17 protein-coding genes are annotated in these 19,280 nt (G+C 59.2%); 14 read left to right on the top strand and 3 right to left on the bottom strand.

Translation table 11 applies throughout. The features are described 5' to 3' along the window. Positions 1 to 134 precede the first annotated feature (134 nt). The 7 genes from LAO20_14475 to LAO20_14445 all read left to right on the top strand — a co-directional run bounded on the left by LAO20_14475 (position 135) and on the right by LAO20_14445 (position 9,402). Complete coding sequence (locus LAO20_14475) at positions 135 to 2,339, top strand: hypothetical protein (protein ID MBZ5532635.1); 2,205 nt, start codon at positions 135 to 137, stop codon at positions 2,337 to 2,339. Between the two features lie 223 nt (positions 2,340 to 2,562). Further along, a complete protein-coding gene (locus LAO20_14470) occupies positions 2,563 to 3,096 on the top strand; it encodes a sigma-70 family RNA polymerase sigma factor (protein MBZ5532634.1) in 534 nt (177 codons plus the stop codon). Beyond that, positions 3,093 to 5,726 (top strand): FecR domain-containing protein, encoded by a 2,634-nt coding sequence (locus LAO20_14465; GenBank protein MBZ5532633.1) that lies wholly within the window; start codon positions 3,093 to 3,095, stop codon positions 5,724 to 5,726. The genes LAO20_14470 and LAO20_14465 overlap by 4 nt, the downstream gene beginning before the upstream one ends. Before the next feature lie 14 nt (positions 5,727 to 5,740). Then, positions 5,741 to 6,721: an ABC transporter ATP-binding protein gene (locus tag LAO20_14460; protein ID MBZ5532632.1), complete on the top strand. Its 981-nt coding sequence runs from the start codon at positions 5,741 to 5,743 to the stop codon at positions 6,719 to 6,721. After that, positions 6,708 to 7,595, top strand: a complete 888-nt coding sequence (locus LAO20_14455) for a hypothetical protein (protein MBZ5532631.1) — start codon at positions 6,708 to 6,710, stop codon at positions 7,593 to 7,595. Before LAO20_14460 ends, LAO20_14455 begins: the two co-directional genes overlap by 14 nt. Further along, positions 7,592 to 8,542 (top strand): ABC transporter ATP-binding protein, encoded by a 951-nt coding sequence (locus LAO20_14450; GenBank protein ID MBZ5532630.1) that lies wholly within the window; start codon positions 7,592 to 7,594, stop codon positions 8,540 to 8,542. Before LAO20_14455 ends, LAO20_14450 begins: the two co-directional genes overlap by 4 nt. Next, complete coding sequence (locus tag LAO20_14445) at positions 8,539 to 9,402, top strand: hypothetical protein (GenBank protein ID MBZ5532629.1); 864 nt, start codon at positions 8,539 to 8,541, stop codon at positions 9,400 to 9,402. Before LAO20_14450 ends, LAO20_14445 begins: the two co-directional genes overlap by 4 nt. 19 nt (positions 9,403 to 9,421) lie before the next feature. Here LAO20_14445 and LAO20_14440 read toward each other — a convergent pair whose 3' ends face one another. Then, positions 9,422 to 9,904 (bottom strand): TlpA family protein disulfide reductase, encoded by a 483-nt coding sequence (locus tag LAO20_14440; GenBank protein MBZ5532628.1) that lies wholly within the window; start codon positions 9,902 to 9,904, stop codon positions 9,422 to 9,424. Positions 9,905 to 9,985: 81 nt separating this feature from the next. Here LAO20_14440 and LAO20_14435 point away from each other — a divergent pair, with 81 nt between their 5' ends. From LAO20_14435 to LAO20_14415, 5 genes are all read left to right on the top strand, one after another. Further along, entirely contained in the window at positions 9,986 to 10,930 is a 945-nt protein-coding gene (locus LAO20_14435) for a hypothetical protein (protein MBZ5532627.1), read from the top strand. Positions 10,931 to 11,055: 125 nt separating this feature from the next. After that, positions 11,056 to 11,466 carry a 6-carboxytetrahydropterin synthase gene (locus tag LAO20_14430; GenBank protein MBZ5532626.1) on the top strand — a complete coding sequence of 137 codons (411 nt, stop codon included), beginning with the start codon at positions 11,056 to 11,058 and terminating at the stop codon, positions 11,464 to 11,466. Continuing rightward, positions 11,463 to 11,885: a 6-carboxytetrahydropterin synthase gene (locus tag LAO20_14425; GenBank protein ID MBZ5532625.1), complete on the top strand. Its 423-nt coding sequence runs from the start codon at positions 11,463 to 11,465 to the stop codon at positions 11,883 to 11,885. The genes LAO20_14430 and LAO20_14425 overlap by 4 nt, the downstream gene beginning before the upstream one ends. Beyond that, the gene (gene folE / locus LAO20_14420; protein ID MBZ5532624.1) at positions 11,857 to 12,528 is read left to right on the top strand and encodes a GTP cyclohydrolase I FolE; all 672 of its coding nucleotides are present in this window, start codon (positions 11,857 to 11,859) and stop codon (positions 12,526 to 12,528) included. The genes LAO20_14425 and folE overlap by 29 nt, the downstream gene beginning before the upstream one ends. Beyond that, complete coding sequence (locus LAO20_14415; GenBank protein MBZ5532623.1) at positions 12,529 to 13,233, top strand: SDR family NAD(P)-dependent oxidoreductase; 705 nt, start codon at positions 12,529 to 12,531, stop codon at positions 13,231 to 13,233. It begins immediately after the preceding gene. A 9-nt stretch (positions 13,234 to 13,242) separates the two neighbouring features. Here the strand turns inward: LAO20_14415 and LAO20_14410 are convergent, their stop codons facing one another. Further along, entirely contained in the window at positions 13,243 to 14,427 is a 1,185-nt protein-coding gene (locus LAO20_14410) for a DUF1080 domain-containing protein (protein MBZ5532622.1), read from the bottom strand. Positions 14,428 to 14,588: 161 nt separating this feature from the next. Continuing rightward, complete coding sequence (locus LAO20_14405) at positions 14,589 to 15,275, bottom strand: rhomboid family intramembrane serine protease (GenBank protein MBZ5532621.1); 687 nt, start codon at positions 15,273 to 15,275, stop codon at positions 14,589 to 14,591. Positions 15,276 to 15,324: 49 nt separating this feature from the next. Between LAO20_14405 and truB the strand changes: the two genes are divergently transcribed. Together truB and LAO20_14395 are read left to right on the top strand one after the other, a co-directional pair. Continuing rightward, the gene (truB, locus tag LAO20_14400) at positions 15,325 to 16,203 is read left to right on the top strand and encodes a tRNA pseudouridine(55) synthase TruB (protein MBZ5532620.1); all 879 of its coding nucleotides are present in this window, start codon (positions 15,325 to 15,327) and stop codon (positions 16,201 to 16,203) included. 144 nt (positions 16,204 to 16,347) lie between these two features. Next, positions 16,348 to 19,140 (top strand): ABC transporter permease, encoded by a 2,793-nt coding sequence (locus LAO20_14395; protein MBZ5532619.1) that lies wholly within the window; start codon positions 16,348 to 16,350, stop codon positions 19,138 to 19,140. Positions 19,141 to 19,280: the final 140 nt, after the last annotated feature.

Raw genomic sequence — 19,280 nt, 5'->3', positions numbered from 1 at the left:
GGGTAAGATGCTCATAGCTAGGCCAACCGCGAGATGAATAGCGAAAGCTGGTCCTTGCCGGTTCGGCTTCAGGGGAGAAAAGAATGCGCCACGGATGCGTTTCCAGCCTGCCACAGCAGAATTCATCTCTATCCTTGCGATTCTTGCATCTAGCCGCGGTAGCCGCCTTGACGCTGGTTGCGGCCTCGGCATTTGCCATCCAGGACAAGACGGACGACCAGCAGACCACGACCAGTCCTACTAAAGAGAATCCGCTCCTCCAAGAGTTCAGCAAGTACCCCGGATTGACGGAAGCGTTGGGCCATTTGCAGATACGGCTTTCGCAGGAGCTCAAAATGCCCGCGGCGCGCGCGCAAAGCAACCTGTTGCCGGTCCTGCCGGAAACAACGGTGTTTTATGCCGCGTTCCCCAACTACGGCGACGTCGTGAACCAGGCCCTGAAAATCTTCCAGCAGGAAAGAAAGGACAATCCGGTCTTAGCTGACTGGTGGCTGCACGGTTCGGTGGCGGCGGCCGGGCCCCAAGTGGAAGACGCCCTGGACAAGGTCCATCAGCTCTCGCTATACCTTGGCGACGAAATTGTTGTTTCTGCCAGCGGCAATATTCCAGTCACCGACATCGTGGTGCTGGCCCAGATCAAGAAGCCAGGGCTCAAAGCTTTCTTGTTGAAGCTGGACAAAGAAATATCGGGGAAGGCCAAGCCTTCTTTGCCGATCTATGACTCCGTGACCCTGGCCACCGCCAAATCCAAGACCTCCGGTCCCAAGGACGACCCCGTGGTGCTGGTGCGCCCGGATTTTGTGGTGGTTGCGTTCAACCTCCCGACGTTGCGCAAGATAGACAAACTGCTCAACCTTCGTGGAGCACGGTTTGCTTCCACGCCATTCGGTACGAGATTGAACCAGGCCTACGCCGGCGGAGCGGAACTTCTGGCCGGAGCGGACTTGCACACGATCATCCGCCAGAATGTTCCGCCCACCAAACAGACCCAGGCCATGCTGCAGAGCACCGGGTTCGGCGACGCGAAATACCTCATTTGGGAACAGAAGAATGTCCCCGGCCATCCTTCCAACCGTGGTGAGTTGTCGTTCTCTGGGCCGCGCCACGGAGTAGCTTCCTGGCTGGCTTCGCCAGAGCACCTGGGAGGCCTCGATTTTGTCTCCGCCAAATCGCCTTTGGTCCTGGCCATCAGGCTCAAGAATCCGGCCCAGATCTTTGATGACCTTAAGGACTTGGACAGCGCCGCAGGATCCAACAGCATGGCAGGTCTAGGGCAGATGGAAGAAGCCTTCAAGATCAACTTGCGCGATGCGCTGCTCGCCAGGCTCACCGGCGAGCTTGTTCTTGAGGTCGGCGGCCTGACGATGCAGGACCCGTCGTGGAAAGTCATTCTCCGCACCAGCGATCCTCAAGGCCTGCAGCAAACGCTCGACTTGCTGGCTACCGCCGCTCATTTTCCGATCAAAAGCCACCAGGAAGATGGCGCGACCTATCACTCTTTCTCCGTCCCGAATGGTCCAAAGACCATGGACATTGAATACGCTATCGTAGATGGCTATTTGCTGGTGGCTCCCAGCCACAGCCTGCTAACGGAGGCGATGCAACTCCATCGCAGTGGCGATGGTCTGGGTAAGTCGAAGGAATTGCGCGCGGCCATGCCGGCGGGTTCTCCGCTTGAAGCGTCTGCGTTGTTCTATCAGAATCTTGGGCCGCTGATCGCGCCCATGATGCGGCAATTCGCGCCGGAAATGGCCCGACTGCTGCCGCAAACCATCGAGAGCAAGCCTAGCGTTTCTGCACTCTACGGAGAAGAGAGTGCCATTCGCCAGGCCAGCAATGACAACGGCGGGTTCAGCGTTGGCGCTATCGGGGTGATCGCCGCCGTGGCGATTCCCAATCTCATGCGGTCGAGGATAGCGGCCAACGAAGCTGCCGCGGCGGCCACCGTTCGTACCGTCAACACTGCGCAGGTGACGTACTCCGTCACTTACGCCAACCGCGGTTTCGCCCCGGACTTGGCCACTCTGGGGCCTGGCCCCAGCGGCGATTGCCAGGGCGAATCTGCAAGCGCAGCGTGCTTGCTGAACGGAACGCTGGCTCCCGCCACTTGCGCCTCCGGGACATGGTGCGCCAAGAATGGCTATCGCTACAGCGTTAGCGCCACGTGTACGAGAACATTGTGTGAAGGCTATGTCGTGGTCGCCACTCCGGTGGACCCCAATACCGGAGGCAAGAGCTTCTGTTCGACCGAAGACGGCATGGTCCGAACGCAATCCGGCCCTCCGCTGGAATCGCCGGTTACATCCGAGGAATGCCAGACCTGGGCCCCGGTGCAGTGATCGGCTAAATTCCCGGCCTGGGCTCCAGTCCAATAGGCCGCTCGCCCGAGCGGCCCGCCATACTTCCAGGGAACTTTCCCCAGGACCGGCGCGTAATGACTTTCAGACCGGGAAAGCGGAGAATTAATTCCGGGCTCCCGGTTAATAAAGCAGACCTTCTCCTCGTCGTAATGGATGAGAGGAGCACCGGACTCAATTGCAAGCCACAATGCAAATCTCCAGTATGAACGCAGCGGTCCTGGCCGGAGAACAACCCGCGCCGGAGCTGGAACGGGTGTTTGTCGAACACAAAGACCTGGTCTTCAAGGCGGCCTATCGCATTACCGGCAATCCCGGCGACGCCGAAGACGCCCTGCAGACCGTGTTCCTGCGCCTAGTACGCCAGACCGTATGGCCGGACATCAACAATCTGCCGGGTTACCTGCGGCGGTCCGCGGTGAACGCGGCGCTGGATATTTTGCGAAAAAGAAAAGAAACACAAACGTTGCCGCTCGACGACGATCCCAACCCGATGGAAACGGTGTCTGCCGCTACCGCGGGACGCAACCTGGAGTTGCGAGACTGGCTGCGGCAGGCCCTGGCGCGCTTGAACCCGCGCTGGGCGGAGATGTTTGTGCTTCGATTCATTGAAGATTACAGCAACCGCGAAATCGCCGGATTGATGAAGACCTCGCCGGCTGTGGTTGCCGTGGTGTTGCATCGTACGCGTACTCAACTCAAGAAAGATTTCAAAGCGCAGACGAGGGGTGGACGATGAACCATCAAGACAAGAATCCGAAAGAAAGCCTGGAACAGGCCATTGCCGGCTTGCGAGCCGATCAGCCGGAAAATGAAGCGCTGCGCGCCGCGGGCGCCCGCGTCTGGCAACAACTGAGCCAGGAGACGTCCGCGTCCACGGCGGACGTGGCATCCATCCGCGGCTGCGGTGACATCCGGACGCTTCTGCCGCAATATCGCCGCGGCCAGCTTTCCCCGGCTCGCGCTCTGCTGGTGGAAGATCATCTGCACGAGTGCGTGGACTGCCGTCGCGAAGCCGAGACCGGCCAACGCGCGTCCACTGCGCCGTTGCCTTGGAAGCAGGAACTGCCCAAAGCGACGCAAGGCCATTTCCGCTGGGTCATGGCAGCCGCGGCCGTCGTGATCGTCGGGATTTCTATTTACTTTGTCCAGGACCGCTACTTCGCTTCACCCGCCGGGATGCGCGCGCGGGTGGAATCACTCAGCGGCGGGCTCTATCGCGTAGGCTTCAGCGGCAACGATCAGGCTCTCAAGCCCGGCGACGAATTGCAGGAAGGCGAGCGTGTCCGCACCGCCGGCGATTCCCAAGCCGTGCTGCGTTTAGGCGATGGCTCAGTCGTCGAGATGAATGAACGCGTGGAGTTTGCCGTCTCCATGCACCGGAAAGACACGACCATCGCGCTGGACCGCGGCAAAATCATTGTCCAGGCCGCCAAGCGCAGTTCCGGCCATCTTTACGTGGCTGCGCCCGATTGCCGCGTGTCGGTGACAGGTACGGTCTTCGCCGTCAACAGCGGCATCAAAGGTTCGCGCGTGTCTGTGATTGAAGGCGAAGTCCGCGTGGCCGAAGCCGGGGTAACCAGCGTCTTGCATTCCGGCGATCAGCGGTCCACCAACGCGAGTGTTGGTTCCGTCCCGGTCAAGCAGGAAATTGCCTGGAGCCAGAATCTTGATAAGCACCTGGCCTTGCTGGCTGAGTTCGCGCATCTGGAAAGCAAATTGGAAGCGGTGAAGATGCCTGAGCTTCGTTATCAGAGCAATCTTCTCCCCTTGCTGCCCAGTAGCACGATTCTTTATGCCAGCATTCCCAACCTGGGCGACGCCGTGGACCAGGCCAACAAACTGTTCCAGCAGGAGTTGCAGGAAAGCCAGGTGCTGCGCGACTGGTGGCAAGAGGCGCAATCGCAAAAGGGTGCGCCCAAGTATGACGAAGTCATTGAGTACATCCACGACCTGAGCCAATACCTGGGCAATGAAATCGTATTCTCCGTGTCGCATGACGGTCACAGCGGTCCACCGCTAGTGATCGCCCAGGTGCAGCGGCCGGGACTGCGGCAGTTCATTGAACAGGAAGCCGCCAAGCATCTAGACCCAAAGAAGCGGGGCACAGTGCGGGTTTTTGACGAAACGGAAATTGCGTCAGCCACGGCGCCGGGCGACGGGCGTGGGCTCTTCTTGCTGGTGCGTCCGGACTTTGTTGCCGCCGCGGTGGAGATCGCTCCATTGCAGCAGCTCAACGCCGTTCTGAATCACGGCCAAGGCGGCGGATTCGCCGCAACACCGTTCGGCCAGCGGATGGCAGCTTCTTATCAGCAGGGCGCAGGGTTGCTGTTTGGCGCGAATTTGCAGGCCATGGCTTCAGGCCATGTTTCTGCTCATCACGTTAGCGAAAGACACAAGAGTGATTTCCAGAGCAGCGGCTTGGCTGACGTGCAATACCTTATCGCCGAGCGCAAAGACATTGCCGGCCAGGTGACCAACCGCGCGGAGCTGACCTTCACCGGTCCACGCCATGCGCTGGCTTCATGGCTGGCAGCGCCGGCGCCCATCGGTGGCCTGGATTTTGTTTCCAAGGACGCAGCCGCGGCCGCGGCGTTCGTCTCCAAGAGCCCTGCACAAATGCTGGACGACGTCTTCAATACGGCGATCAACTCCAATCCGGAAGCCAAAGCCCATATCGCGAAGGGCGAAGCGGAGCTGAAGATAAACTTCCGTCAGGACCTCGCGGAAACGCTGGGTGGCGAAATCACCTTTGCTCTCGATGGACCGCTTCTCCCCACGCCTGCGTGGAAAGTGGTGGTTGAGGTCTACAACCCTGGCCGTCTGCAAACCACGATTCAGCAGCTTGTCGCTGACGCCAACGACCACATCAAGAACCAGGACGCGAAAGCCAGCCTGGAGCAAGCCTCTGTCAACGGGCTCACATACTACGCGCTGCACTTTACGGACGGAACCAAGTCCGGCGAAATCAACTACACGTTCACGGACGGCTACATGATCTTGGGTCCGAGTCGCGCCCTGGTCATGAACGCCGTAGCCGTAAAGCAGAGCGGCAATTCGCTGGCGCGCTCCGGCAGCTTCCGCAGCCTGCTTCCGCAGGACCAGCATGCTGATGTTTCCGCGCTGGTGTACCAGAACCTGGCTCCCGTCGTGGGACCGATCATGCAACAGCTCTCGCCGTCACAGTTGCAGTCACTGCAGCAACTGGCGGCGGAAACCAAACCGAGCGTCGTCTGCGCCTACGGAGAACCGAACTCCATCCGCGTGGCCAGCGCCAGCCGTTTCTTTGGGCTGGACCTGAACACCCTGGCGCTTTCCACGCTTATGCGAATGGCACAACCCGGGGGAGCGCACTTGCGCTCCCAATGATTACAAGGACCCTAATGGCCCCAGTCATTGAACTCGACAATTTGCAGGTCCAGCTTGGCAGCCGGATCATTCTCGACCGGCTTTCGGGCTCGCTCACCGGGCAGTGCATCGGTCTGCTGGGCCCGAATGGATCGGGCAAATCAACCTTGATCAATACGTTGCTCGGCTTCTACACGCCGCTCACTGGAGCGGCGCGTATTTTTGGGAAAGATACGCGCACCCACCTGCGCGAACTGCGTTCTATCATCGGGTACATGCCGGAAAGCGACGCGTTCATCGCTGACATGAGCGGCGTGCGCTTTGTCCGTTACATGGCGGAACTCTCCGGCCTGCCGCCGGGCGAAGCCATGGAGCGCGCCCACGAAGCGTTCTTTTACGTCGGCCTGGGTGAAGCCCGTTACCGCAAAGTCGGCACATATTCATTGGGCATGAAGCAGCTGGCCAAGCTGGCCCAGGCCATCGCTCACGGCCCGCGCCTGCTGCTGCTGGACGAACCCACCAACGGCCTGGATCCTGAGGCCCGCCAGCGCATGCTGCAACTGGTGCGCGAGATCCGCGACACCCGCGAAGTCAGCGTTCTGATTTCCTCTCACCTGCTCCACGACATTGAGGAATGCTGCGACCAGGTGATCATCCTGAAAGAGGGAAAGATCGCCGCGCTGTGCAACCTGGAAGAAGAGCGCCGGGCCAACCTCAAGTTCCTGGAACTTGAGGTCAACGTGGAGAACGGCTTTCTGGATTCCATCCGCGGCCTGGGCTGCGAGTGCGCCAGCTTCGGAGGCGGGCGGCTGAAAATCGTTCTGCCGGAAAACATTGAAGTCCGCCAGCTTTATCGTCTAGCCACGGAACATTCGGTGCAGATCCGGCGTATGAACTATCGTCGCGACTCTCTGGAGGACATCTTCCTGAAAGCCATGACCGGGAGCATGGCCTTACCGCCGTCACCACCGCCGCCACCGCCACCAGTAATGGGGAATACGAATGGCCGTATATAAGCGAACCTACAAAGCGTACCAGGGCGTGATGACGCCGCGGTGGTCGCGTTTTACCGTGCTTTCGCGCTACGGCTTCTCCCGGCTGTTTGAGTCGCGCATGTTCACCGCGTTCACGGTGGTGTGTTTTGTGCCGTTTTTGATCGGCCTCGGCTACATCTATTTAGTGAATAGCTCGGCGGTCCAGGCATTGTTGAACATCCGCGCAGGCAACACCATGGCGGCCACTATCAACAGCAACTGGTTTCTGGGCTTTCTTGGCTTCGAAGGCTGGATGGCATTCATCCTTACCGCCTGGGGAGCGCCTGGGATGATCAGCAAGGATTTTGCCAACCACTCCATCCAGCTGTATCTGAGCCGTCCCTTGTCCCGCGCCGAATATCTGCTGGGCAAAGTGTCCGTGCTGGCGGCACTGCTGTCTTTCACTACCTGGGTTCCCGCCCTGATTCTGTTCGCCATCGAGGCGGAGCTTCGCGGCGCCGGTTGGGGACGGCAGAACCTGTGGATGGCCGGCTCCATCTTTGTCGCGTGCGCGCTTTGGATTGCCTTGATCTCCCTGCTGGCCATGGCCATCGCCGTATGGGTGCGCTGGCGCATCGCCGCGACCCTGCTGTTGTTCGGGACGTTTTTCTTACTGCCGGCCTTTGGCTTCATTATGAACCTCATCCTGCGGACCACCTGGGGATCACTTTTCAATCTTCCGCACATGCTTACCCTGGTCTGGGCCAGTTTGTTTCGCATTCCGCTCCACCACGTGCAAACCAGCAGCGAAGCTATTCCTTTGTGGGCAGCCTGGGCATCACTCCTCACTGTTTGCCTTTTGTCCTTGTGGCTGCTGAACCTGCGCTTGAGGGCCCGCGAGGTGGAACGCGGATGACCACCGGCAACAACACCATCGTTTTTGATAACGTCTCGAAATTCTACGGGGAAGTTCTGGGCGTGAACCGCGTGAACCTGTCGCTTCCTCCCGGGGTGACCAGCCTGGTGGGTCCAAACGGGTCCGGCAAGACCACGCTCATGAACTTGATGACCGGCCTGGTGCGTCCCACGCAGGGCAGCATCAGCGTGCTGGGGCTTACACCGGACCAGCCGGAAGAATTCTTTCGCCACGTGGGCTACTGCACGCAGTTTGATTCCTTTCCCAAAGGCGTGACCGGCTACGAATTCATCTACCAATCGCTCATGCTGCGCGGATTGAGCAGTGTGGAAGCGAACCAGTTGACTTGGGAAGCCATTGACCGCATCGGCCTGCGCGAGGCGGCCTTGCGCAGGGTGGCCGGATACAGCAAAGGCATGCGCCAGCGCATCCGTCTGGGCCAGTCCGTTGCTCATCACCCTACAGTCTTGGTGCTGGACGAACCGCTCAACGGCCTCGATCCTATGGCCCGCGCGGAAACCATTGCGCTTTTTGAAACGCTGGGCAAGGAAGGCATGCACGTCATCCTCTCCAGCCACGTCCTGCACGAGGTGGACAAGATCTCCGACCAGGTCGTCCTGATGAGTTACGGCTACGTAGTCGCCGAAGGCAAGATTCACGGCGTGCGCAGCGAGGTGAAAGAACATCCCATGCAGATTCTGGTCCGCTGCGACGCTCCCAATCTGCTGGCCTCGCGTTTGTTTTCGCAAGATCACGTGGTGGAAGCCAAGTTGAACCGTGACGGCCAGGGCGTGCTCATTCGCACCCGCGATGCCGACGAGTTTTACCTGCTGCTGAACAAGATCGTGGCGGAAGAGCAGATCTCGTTGCAAGCTGTGGCCCCAGCCGATGATGACGTCAACTCCGTCTATCAATACCTGATCGGCGGCGGAGGGGGTACGGTATGAGTTCCATCGCAACCATGACCAAGTCGTTCAGTGAAGCTCCGTGGCAACTGTGGTGGTCGCAGCTCGGCGCCATCCTCCGCATCGAACTCAAGAAAGCCGTGTGGATGCGCCGCAGCATCTGGATCTACCTGGTGGCATTCGCCCCAGCGCTCTTCATTGCCATCCAGTTCCTCCGCGAGCCATTGGGAGGAAGCTCCGATCTCAATGAGAGCACGGAAATTCTTTCCGTTGTCTTTCAGGTTTACTATCTCCGCTTTGGCATCTTCTTCGGCTGCCTGGGCCTGTTTAGCTGGCTCTTCCGCGGAGAAATCGTTGAGAAGAGCCTGCACTATTACTTCCTCTCGCCGATGCGCCGGGAACTGCTGGTGGCCGGCAAGTTTTTAGCCGGCTTGATTTCTTCAGCCCTGATCTTTGGCACCGCCATCCTGCTGTGCTTCACCTTCTTGTACGCTCACTCCGCCGCCGCGGGACGTGCGTATGTCTTTTCCGGACCAGGGCTCGGTCAGTTGCTGGCTTATTTGAGCGTCACCCTGCTGGCTTGTCTGGGATATGGAGCAGTGTTTCTTGCTTTGAGTCTGGTCTTCAAGAACCCCATCCTGCCGGGAGCGTTTGTTCTGCTGTGGGAGACTTTCCACGTTGTTCTTCCTTCACTATTGCAGAAGCTGAGTATCGCGTTCTATCTAAAACAGCTTTGTCCGGTCACGCTTCGTCCAGAAGGCATGATGGCCTTGTTCACGATTGTGGCTGAACCCGTCCCCGCGTGGATCGCGGTGATCGGACTGCTTTGCCTCTGCGCGGCGATTCTGGTATTCGCATGTATGCGCATACGCCGGATGGAGATCAGCTATTTGGCGGACTAGGCTTCCTGGCCTCGCCGAATTACAGCTTGCTCAAATAATCCAGGACTTCTTTACTGGTCCAATCCACCGGTCCCCAGAACTTGCGCCGCACCATCCCCGAGCTGTCAATCACAAAGGTTTCCGGCTGGCCGGTGGTGAGGTAAAGGTCGGGGCTCTTTCTGGCGGCATCGCGGACGGTCAGGATGTCAATGCTGTACCGCTGCAGGAACCTGTGGTACTCCTGCTCGCTCTGGTCTGTGCTCACCGCCAGCACCACCAGCCCAGGGCCCTTCAGTTTCTGCAGCCGGACCAGTGAAGGCATCTCTTCCACGCATGGCGGGCAGTTGGTGGCCCAGAAATTCAGCAGAACAGTCTTGCCCTTAAAGTCATGCAAAGAGACCGTGCGGTCAGAGTCTTTGATGGTGAAATCCGGGGCTTTGGTGCCGACCAGACCGACCGTCGAGTTGCGGTTGCATCCTGCGAGCAGAACCGCCAACAGCAAAATGGGTACAAAACGAGGCATCTTCACACCTTCTATAATAGAACGATTCGCATGGAAATGGCCCCTCCCGAACAACCTGCCAGCCAACGACCAAAGTTATCTTTGGCCCGGCATCTTACTTTCCCCCATCATCGCAGCGGCTGGGCCTATGCCCTGGACGCGCTCAAGCCTTTGCTGAAGCCTGACGGCGTGATCCTCGACCCCTTCATCGAAGCCACCTTCTGCTGGGACCTCCAAGAAAACGAGCAGTCGGGAAAACTGCCTTATCGCAGTGACTGGATCGCCTTCATCCACAACCCGCCTGGAATTCCCACCTGGCACGAGTTCGAATCCGCTCCGCAATCCATTTTCAATTTACCGGCTTGGCGCCAGAGCCTGCCGTATTGCCGGGGAATTTACGTGTTTTCAGAGACCATGTGCTCCTGGCTGAGAGAAAGGACTGACGTTCCCGTGGCGGCTGCGGTGCATCCCACGGAGCCGCCGGAGCGCTTCTTTCGTATGGAAGATTTCCTGGCGAATCCCGTCCGCCGGATCGTCCAGATCGGCTCATGGCTGAGACGGCTGCACTCCATCAGCCTTCTGAAAGTGACTACGCTGCGGAAGACGCTGCTCGCGCCCAGGCCAATGCCTGATCCGCATCTGGAGTCCCTGCTTCGCCGGGAGGCTGAAAATGAGCCCGCAGCCAGAAAGGCTGATTGGTCTTCAGTGGAGTTTCTGGCCTACCAGGCCCCGGGCGACTATGACCGTTTGCTGGCCCAAAACGTGGTATTCCTTGATCTTTACGACACCGTGGTGAACAACACCCTGATCGAATGTGTCGTCCGGCGGACCCCGGTGATCTGTAATCGCCTGCCATCCTTGGTAGAATTATTAGGCCCTGATTACCCGCTGTTTTTTTCTGATCTGGACGAAGCGGCCGCCAAGGCGGACGATCTGGCGCTGATTGAGAAGGCACATCAATATCTTTCGCGGATCCCGGACGATGCTTTTTCTCAACGCGCCTTCCGGGACTCGATCGCGCGGGCTGATTTTTACCGCAGCATATGAGCAAATGGCCGTGCCCTGCGCTGTGCGGTAAGCTGGATGGGTGCACACTTGGTGAGGTTCTGAACCTCGGGTGCTGATCAACTCATCTATTGAAAGGGATATTCCAAGCTGAAGAGCTGATTCTGATGGTCTATTTGACGCGAAAGGCAGAGTTTTCTGCCGCGCATTACTACCACAATCCGGACTTCACGCCTGAGGAGAACCAGCGGGTTTTTGGCAAGTGCAACAATCCTCACGGCCACGGCCACAATTACACCCTGGAAGTCACGGTCAAAGGGGAAGTGGACGCCCGCTCCGGCTTCGTGGTGGACCTGAAGCAGCTGAAAGACATCATGAACCGCGAGGTGATTGACGCGCTGGACCACCGGTCGCTGAATGACGAAGTTGCTGAGTTCAAGCACGCCATCCCCACCACAGAGAACCTGGCCATCGCCATATGGAACCGGCTGCAGAGCAAGCTGAACGCCGCGCAACTGCATCGCATCCGCGTCTATGAGACGCCGGACCTCTTTGTGGACTATTACGGTGAAGCATGAAGGCGTACCTGACACGGCGGTACAGGTTTCCCGCGTCGCACCGCTTGCATTGCGATGCCATGTCGGCGGAAGAGAACCGCGCGGTCTACGGCAAGTGCAACAACCCTTTCGGGCATGGCCACAATTACAGCCTGGAGGTGACGGTAACGGGCCAGGTGGATCCCAGAACAGGGATGGTCTGCAATCTGGCCGACCTGGACGCTTTTGTGAACGAAAAAATTGTGGAACGCTTCGGCCTTCAGAACCTCAATACCTTGCCGGAGTTCCGCGAGGTGGTGCCAACCACGGAGAACCTTTGCATCGAGCTGTTCAGCACGCTGAAGAACGGTTTCCGTCATGCAGCGGTGGAGAAAGTCCGTGTGGAAGAGACCATGTTGAATTCATTCGAATATGCCGGTGGAAAAGAAATCCGTACGTAGGGAGCTCAGCGTGAAGCCAAGAGCTGTAGGGAACGTGTTGAAGAAGACGGTTGACCTGGACGACCTGGCCTCAGCCACGCCGCAGGACCTGCTGCGCGAATTGCTGCTGCGCCTGGGAGAAGACCCGGACCGCGACGGCCTGATCAAGACCCCGGAGCGCATGTACAAAGCGCTGACGTACCTGACCAAGGGCCATCGCGAGGACCCCAGCCAGGTCCTGCAAGGGGCCTTGTTTGAGGTGAACTACGACGAAATGGTCATCGTCAAAGACATTGAGATGTTCAGCCTGTGCGAACACCACGCGCTGCCGTTCTTTGGCAAGGTGCACGTGGCCTATATCCCCAACGGCAAGGTCGTGGGCCTGAGCAAGATCCCGCGGCTGGTGGACATCTTTGCCCGGCGCCTGCAAATTCAAGAGCGCCTGACCGTGGAGATCGCGGAGACCTTGCAGGAAGCCATTGAGCCGCAGGGCGTGGGCGTGGTGATTGAGGCCCGCCACATGTGCGTGATGATGCGCGGGGTGGAGAAACAGCATTCGTCGGCGGTGACCTCCCACATGCTGGGCAGCTTCCGCTCGTCCGACAAAACGCGGAAAGAATTTCTCTCGCTGATCAGGAACGGCAAGAACGGAAGCACGTTCTAGATGGCGAACACCAAACTTGCCGTGATCACCGGCGGCAGCCGGGGCATCGGGTTGGCTCTGGCACGAACGTTCGCCGGCGCGGGTTACAAAGTCATCATCACCGGACGCAACGCGGCCTCTCTGCAAGCCGCCGCGGATTCGCTGAAAGCGACCAGCGTCGAAACTCTTGTCTTCGATATCACCGATCCCACCGCTATAGAAAAAGCCTTTCAGCGGATTAAGCAACGCCACGCAACGATTGACGTGCTGATCAACAACGCCGGCGTGGCCCACGCGCTGGCGCCGGCTGACCAGCTTTCCATTGAAACCTGGAAGCAGGTGATTGACACCAATCTCACCGGAACATTTCTGGTCACCCGCGGAGCTTTGCCGTTGATGCGCGCAGGTGGGACCATCGTGAACAACCTGTCGGTTGCCGCGGTGCAGCCGTTCGCGGGGATGTCAGCCTACAACGCGTCCAAGTTTGGCGCGATGGGCTTCACCCAGGCACTGCGAGACGACCTGCGAAAGCGCGGCATCCGCGTGGTAGCCCTGATGCCCGGCGCCACCGATACCGACATATGGCAGCAGTTCTGGCCCGACGCTCCACGCGCCAAGATGGTGTCGCCCGAAACCGTTGCCGAAGCCGTCTTGCACGCAGTATCGGTGCCGGCCAACGCATCGATTGACGAAATCAGAGTTTTGCCGGCCGCTGGCGTCTTGTGAACCTCTGACTCAGTTCTCCATGTCCACCAAGCGGCAAATGAACGCCCACCCGCCGCCGAGTTCGCTCACCGCCAGCACCAGTTCATTGTTGCCCTTCTTCAACGGAAGGTAGACGGCGTCGTTCTCCGGGTTGACGATGCCCAGGAACCCGGGGTCGCGGAAGCCCTGGGCGCTACGGCCGCGGTAGAGAATCTGGCCATTCAGGAACACGCTGACGTCATCGCTATAGCCGATGTACAGCTTCTTCACTTGGTTGCGGTCGGACGTGATGCTGGTCCGCGCATACACGACTTTCATGCCCGGCTGCGGTTCCAGGCGCTTGGAAAAATCGCCCTGAAATGAGACTCTCGGATGCGGTGCTTCGCGATAACGATAGATGACCACAAAGCCCGGCGGCTCGGCTTCCACGTCCTGCCATTGGATGGCCGCCGTCTCCGCGGGCGAGAGCGGACGCTCCAGATTGCGCGTGAGCGCATCGTAGGTAGGCGACAGGCTCCACTTAGCGAGAGTGCCCGTGAGCATCGGCGTCAGTCGTCGCTCCCAGGCCGCGTCTGTCGTTGCCCGTACTTCGAAATTCGAAAAATACGTCGCGCCAGTCAGAACGTACAGGGCCACCTGGCCTCTTTGTACGCCGCTTTTCAGATCATTCATCACCAGCGCGGGCTTCTCCATGTCTTTGACGTAGAACTTGGCCTGCGCCCCAGCAACCTCCAGGCGCAGGTGGAACCACGAGTCTTTCGGGATATCCACCGCGCCCGTGAATCCCGGCCCGTTGTAGATCTGCCAGTTGCGGCCGGTGTTGAGGACCGGAGTGTACTGCATGGCGTCAGGAAGCCCGGACTTGTGCTGGCGCAGATAGAGCTCTTCGCCGTTGGCGCCGTCTTTGTCCAACCGAAACAGAAGACCGGAAAATCCGCGCTTATTCGAGTTGCCGGCATCGGGCATTGCCATGTCAAAGTCAATGACGCCGTCGCGCATTTCAAAGTCTTTCAAGATCGCCGCTCCACTATCGAGAAAGAGGCATTTGCGGCCTTGATAGTCGGCTACCTTGGCTTGTCCTTGCAGGTCCCAGCGCGGGGAATCGGCGGGGACAGAAAGCGTCTGCGGCTGGGCGGTTACCGGCGCTGCTGCGGCGAGGAGCCAAACCCAAACGATCATGGAGAGCAGCCGCGCTGAGTTGCATTTGAATAGCATTTGGGTGCCTGCTTGAGATTTTGATTTACGATTCGAGCATGTAGACGATTCGTCCCAAGAATTGGTAGCAGGCTGCCAGCAAGATGCTCTTGTGGCGGCTGAGAGGGTGCTCTACTTAGGGAATGAGTGTTCGATTTTGAGCGGCATCCAGCTTCGCGGATTCAGTAGTCCTCAAACGCGTAAACATTCTTGCGTGTTGGCAGCAGCTTGATGAGAAGCAAGCCGCAGACGAATCCTCCCACGTGCGCCCAGAAAGCCACGCCGCCGGCCCCGCCGGACGAGGTAAAAACCGACGCGGCGCCGCTCAGGAACTCGCCCAGGAACCAGTAGCCAAGGACCAGCCACGCGGGAAGCCAGAACACGAAGAAGCCCCACCAGGTCAGCACACGCGCACGAGGATAAAGCAAGAAGTATGCCCCCATCACGCCGGCAATCGCACCGCTGGCGCCCACTGCTGGCACCGGAGAACTAAAGTTGAAGGCAAAATGCGCCAGATTGCCGACCAAGCCGCAGACCAAGTAAAAAGCCAGATACGTAAAGTGGCCGGTCCGGTCTTCTACGTTGTCGCCGAAAATCGCCAGAAACCACATGTTGAAGATCACGTGCAGCCAGCCGCCATGAAGAAACATGGAGGTGAAGAAGGGAAGCAGGGCGTAGGAGGCCGGCAGCGATCCGGACATCCAGCCTTCCACGTGCTGAGGCACCAGGGCAAACTGAAATTCAAAGCTGGCCAGCGCGCGCGGCCGCAGTGTGGATTCAAAAAGAAAGATGAAGAGGTTCAGTGCGATCAAGAAATAAGTGACGTAGGGAGTGCTGGAGCGCGGCGCGTCGTCTTTAATGGGGAGCATTAATTTGCTGCTTCTTGATTATGATGCTTGATATCACGGAGTTACTCAAGTGGACGGCGTACTGATCATCAACAAACCGGGCGGGATGACCTCGCATGACGTGGTAGCGCGAGTGCGCCGCATTTGCGGGGAGAAGTCCGTGGGGCACCTGGGGACGCTCGATCCCACCGCCACCGGCGTCCTGCCGCTGGTGTTGGGACGCTTTACCCGCCTGGCGCAGTTCTATACCGACTCCGACAAGCGCTACGAAGGCGCGATCCGCTTTGGCCAGGCGACGGACACCTATGACGCCGCCGGCGACCCCACCGGCCCGGAGCTCCCGGTGAACTTGGCGCTGCAACAGATCCAGGCGGCCGCGGCCAGCTTTACGGGGAAGATACAGCAGATGCCGCCGCCATTCTCGGCCAAGAAGATTGCCGGCGTTCCGGCCTACAAGCTGGCGCGCAAAGGCCAGGAAGTAGAACTCAAGCCGAAGGAAGTCGAAGTGAAGGAGTTTAAAATCCTGGAGTGGGACCCGAAGAGCAAGATTGCGCGTTTCAAGGCCTGGGTCAGCTCGGGGACGTACCTGCGCTCCATGGCGCACGATCTGGGCAAAGTTCTGGGGACGGGAGCGCATTTGTCGGCGCTGGTCCGCACCGCGGTCCGCGAATTGGATCTGGAGAACGCGCACAGTCTGGAGGAACTCGCAGAAGCGATGGCCGCTGGCTCAATTGACGAACTCTTCCTGCATCCCCGGCTGGTATTGCCCGAATTTCCCGCTGTCATGGCGCCGCCGGAAGCGCAAGTCCGCCTTAAGCACGGCGGAGCCGTCAACCTGCCGGAATTCAGCAAAGCCAGCATGGTGCGGGTGTTTTCCAGCCAAAGGGAACTTCTGGCCATCGCCAAGAGAGTCGCCGGCACGCTCTTCCAGCCGAAGATTGTGCTCTAGCGTCAATGTCCGGGAGTTGTTCGGGGAAGGAAAAACTCTCCTGTTGACATTCAAAAGGAAAGGGAGTCTATTTCTGTTGGATATCAACAGGAGAGCCGCCCGGCGCTGCTGACCGCCGCCGGGTGCTGGGGAGAAACTAACCATATGGACTGGTTGCAAATTCTGGGCGCGCGCATCAAAGGCCTTTTTGGCCAGCGGCAGAATGACTGGGAGCTGGACCAGGAGATCCGCGCCCATCTGGAGTTGCTGGAGGAAGAAAACCGCCGCAAGGGGATGTCCGCGGAAGAAGCGCACCGGGAGGCCAAGAAACACTTCGGCGGCGTTGCCCAGACGCAAGATGTCTATCGCCAGCAGCGCGGGCTGCAATTCCTGGAGACCCTAGCGCAAGACCTGCGGTATGCCGGGCGCATGATCGCCAGAAATCCGGGCTTCTCTTTGGTGGTGATTGTATCCCTGGCCCTGGGCATTGGCGCCAACACTGCCATCTTCAGCGCGATTGACGCGGTGATGCTGCGCATGCTGCCGGTCGCCGAGCCGCAGCGATTGGTGATGCTGCAGTGGCATGCCAAGGATTGGCCGGAGAAATTCGTGAATGATCTGGAAGGCAGCGGCTTTGGCGGCGGCGACCAGGGGATGACCAGCTATTCCTTCAGCTACGCCGCTTACCGGCAGTTCACCGAACAGAACCACGTTTTCACAAGCACCTTCGCGTTCGCCGCCAACAGCGATGAGGTGAACGTGGGGATTGACGGGCGGGCGGAAGCCGCCAATATCCAAGGCGTCTCCGGCAACTACTTTGAAGGCCTGGGCGTGCAGGCCGCACAGGGTCGCACGATTCTTCCTGAAGACGACCTCGAGTCGGCGCCGCCGGTCGCCGTAGTCTCCTACCGGTTCTGGCAGCAGCGATTGGGCGGGACGCAACAAGTTGCAGGGAAGTCAGTGGTGCTCAACGGCCTACCTATCACCATCGTCGGCGTGGCTCCGCCGGATTTCTTTGGTCTGGAGCCGGGAAGCTCGCCGGGCTTCTATGTTCCCCTTGCTCTGTATTCCGCCGAGCAGGCTCGTCACGGCGGCACAGACAGCGGCTTGACCTACCTGAAAGATCCCAAAGTATGGTGGGCAGGCGTGGTTGGCCGGCTGAAACCCGGCATCAGCCAAAAACGGGCCGAAGCCGAATTGGCCGTGGTGTTCGATCAGGCTTTGCGCACGGTTGTTGCAACGGCTGACCCCAACAAACCGGCATTGCAGGTGGTTCCCGTCAAGCAGGGCCTTGATAACTTGAGACGACAGTTTTCAAGTTCGCTATTGCTGCTGATGATGATGGTGGGCGCGGTGCTGCTGATCGCCTGTGGCAACGTTGCTGCGTTGCTGCTCACGCGAGCCAGCGCCCGCCAGCGCGAGATTGCGGTACGTCTAAGCCTGGGCGCGCGCCGCTTCCGGTTGATACGCCAGTTGCTTACGGAAAGCCTCCTGCTTGCCTTTTGCGGGGGCGCACTGGGACTGGTGGTGGCCAAGTGGGCCGGCAGGGTATTGCTGGCGCTGCTCTCCAGCGGCCGCGAACGAATCACGCTGCAGTTGCACCTGGACACTCGCGTGCTCTTCTTTACCAGCGCCGTCTGCCTCCTGAGCGGCATTCTGTTCGGCTTGGCCCCGGCGCTGCGCGCCACACGCATGGACCTGCTGAGTTCGCTCAAGCAGCCTTCGTCCGGAGCTTCAGGACGCAAGCTCAGGGCCGGCAAGATTCTGGTTGCCGGACAGGTTGCCCTCTGCCTACTGCTGCTGGTAAGCGCCGGGCTGCTCTTAAGAACGTTGAATCGCCTGCAAGGCGTCAACTTGGGCTTCGATCATCAGAATATTTTGCTCTTTAGCGTCCGACCTGGGCTGAACGGCTACAAGGATGCGCAATTGAACCAGTACTACCTGGAGATGCAGCGGCGCCTGCAACGAATTCCCGGGGTGCAAGCCGTTACTTTTTCTGACCGTAATGCCATCGGCGCGGGCATGAGCATCACTGCGGCTGCAATTCCTGGCTACACCGAAGGTGACAAGCGGGCCGACGTGTACCGCCACGTGGTCGGCCCCGGCTATTTTGAAACCCTGAATATCCCGATTCGACTAGGACGTGCTGTTGGCGCGCAGGATACGGCAGCCGCGCCGCCAGTGGTGGTGGTAAACCAGAGATTTGTCGATAAATATATGCACGGTGACAACCCTATCGGACACGAACTGGTGCTGGGAGGACGCAAGCACCCCGTGCATTATCAGATTGTTGGAGTGGCCAGTGACGTGAAATACGCGCGCATCCGCGAAGATGTGCCGCCGACTGCGTATTTCTCTCATCAGCAGCTATTCACTTCTGCGGGCTTTCTGGAGGACGTGAAAGCCTTTTCCTGGCCCTTTATGACCTTTACCGTTAAGAGCGGACAGGCGGGGATGCCCGGCCTGATCGCCACCGTCCGGCAAGAGGCTGCGGCCGTGGATAAGAACGTGCCCATCGTTGACATCAAAACGGAAGCCCAAGTGATCGATGAAGTGCTGTTCCTGGAACGGACCTTCGCCGCCTTGAGTTCAGCTTTCAGCTTCCTGGCGCTGATGCTGGCCTGCGTTGGGCTCTACGGCACCATGGCTTACGTGGTGGCCCGCCGCACCAACGAAATCGGCATCCGCATGGCCCTGGGCGCCGGAAGGGGAAGCATTCTAGGCATGGTCCTACGCGAGACCGCAGTAATCGTTCTGGCGGGCCTTGCCCTGGGACTGCCCGCAGCCTGGGCGACGACCGGGCTACTCAAATCCAGGTTGTTCGGACTCGGGCCACACGATCCTTTGAGCATCGCTATGGCGATAGCGGCCACGTTAGCGGTGACCGCCGTGGCAGGGTACGTTCCGGCAAGAAGAGCTTCCCGCGTGGATCCGATGGTGGCGCTGAGGTATGAGTAAGAAAGGGGATCCGGGGAGCCTGTCTTCTCGCAGGCTAGACCGGTAACGTCTGATAACGTATAGGCGGGTAATCTCGAAAGAAGCAAAACTTTCAGATGCGCGTAGTATAACTACAACTATAGACACATAGTCAAGAACTT

It is taken from the genome of Terriglobia bacterium (genome assembly GCA_020072815.1).
GTDB lineage: Bacteria > Acidobacteriota > Terriglobia > Terriglobales > Acidobacteriaceae > Angelobacter.
The sequence above is the reverse complement of the archived record's forward strand: the minus strand, read 5'-3'. Positions and strand labels throughout refer to the sequence as shown.

Coding starts and splice junctions, on each gene's coding strand:
- LAO20_14470 (MBZ5532634.1), top strand. CDS start 2,563: ATGAACGCAGCGGTCCTGGCCGGAGAACAACCCGCGCCGGAGCTGGAA.
- LAO20_14465 (MBZ5532633.1), top strand. CDS start 3,093: ATGAACCATCAAGACAAGAATCCGAAAGAAAGCCTGGAACAGGCCATT.
- LAO20_14460 (MBZ5532632.1), top strand. CDS start 5,741: ATGGCCCCAGTCATTGAACTCGACAATTTGCAGGTCCAGCTTGGCAGC.
- LAO20_14455 (MBZ5532631.1), top strand. CDS start 6,708: ATGGCCGTATATAAGCGAACCTACAAAGCGTACCAGGGCGTGATGACG.
- LAO20_14450 (MBZ5532630.1), top strand. CDS start 7,592: ATGACCACCGGCAACAACACCATCGTTTTTGATAACGTCTCGAAATTC.
- LAO20_14445 (MBZ5532629.1), top strand. CDS start 8,539: ATGAGTTCCATCGCAACCATGACCAAGTCGTTCAGTGAAGCTCCGTGG.
- LAO20_14440 (MBZ5532628.1), bottom strand. CDS start 9,904: ATGCCTCGTTTTGTACCCATTTTGCTGTTGGCGGTTCTGCTCGCAGGA.
- LAO20_14430 (MBZ5532626.1), top strand. CDS start 11,056: ATGGTCTATTTGACGCGAAAGGCAGAGTTTTCTGCCGCGCATTACTAC.
- LAO20_14425 (MBZ5532625.1), top strand. CDS start 11,463: ATGAAGGCGTACCTGACACGGCGGTACAGGTTTCCCGCGTCGCACCGC.
- folE (MBZ5532624.1), top strand. CDS start 11,857: ATGCCGGTGGAAAAGAAATCCGTACGTAGGGAGCTCAGCGTGAAGCCA.
- LAO20_14415 (MBZ5532623.1), top strand. CDS start 12,529: ATGGCGAACACCAAACTTGCCGTGATCACCGGCGGCAGCCGGGGCATC.
- LAO20_14410 (MBZ5532622.1), bottom strand. CDS start 14,427: ATGCTATTCAAATGCAACTCAGCGCGGCTGCTCTCCATGATCGTTTGG.
- LAO20_14405 (MBZ5532621.1), bottom strand. CDS start 15,275: ATGCTCCCCATTAAAGACGACGCGCCGCGCTCCAGCACTCCCTACGTC.
- LAO20_14395 (MBZ5532619.1), top strand. CDS start 16,348: ATGGACTGGTTGCAAATTCTGGGCGCGCGCATCAAAGGCCTTTTTGGC.